2 pseudogenes are annotated in these 446 nt (G+C 61.2%); both read left to right on the forward strand.

Going from position 1 to position 446, the window contains the following annotated elements:
• A pseudogene (locus PA598K_RS00725) lies at window positions 1–180 on the forward strand (gluconate kinase); the annotation flags it as partial.
• Window positions 181–259: 79 nt separating this feature from the next.
• A pseudogene (locus tag PA598K_RS00730) lies at window positions 260–446 on the forward strand (ATP-dependent sacrificial sulfur transferase LarE); the annotation flags it as partial.

Raw genomic sequence — 446 nt, forward strand, 5'->3', positions numbered from 1 at the left:
TCTGCTGCCAGCGTCGCTGCATCAGAAGTGCGCTACGAGCCGAATCCGGCGCATCGCGAGGTGTATGCGCGTCTGCTGCCGCTGCATGCCCGGGTATTCGAGGGGCTGAAGGATACCTTCGGCGAAGTGACGAAGCTGCAGGCGGCCGATTCGTCGCAGCTGACCGGCGTTTTGAACTAACAGGGTTCACGAGAGATAGAGGGCGGCGCCGCAGGTTGCGTTTCCCTCTATCGCTACTTTGATGAAGGTTGTGATAACGATGCTGCAGGACAAACATAAGCACCTTCAACGCTTGCTCGTCGCGATGGACCGGGTCGTCGTCGCCTTCTCGGGCGGCGTCGATAGCACGCTACTGTTGAAGGTAGCGCTCGATACGCTCGGACCGGAGCGGGTGCTGGCGGTTACCGCCGACTCGGAGACGTATCCCTCCCGCGAGCTGGAGGATG

The organism is Paenibacillus sp. 598K (genome assembly GCF_003851045.1).
Taxonomy (GTDB): domain Bacteria; phylum Bacillota; class Bacilli; order Paenibacillales; family Paenibacillaceae; genus Paenibacillus_D.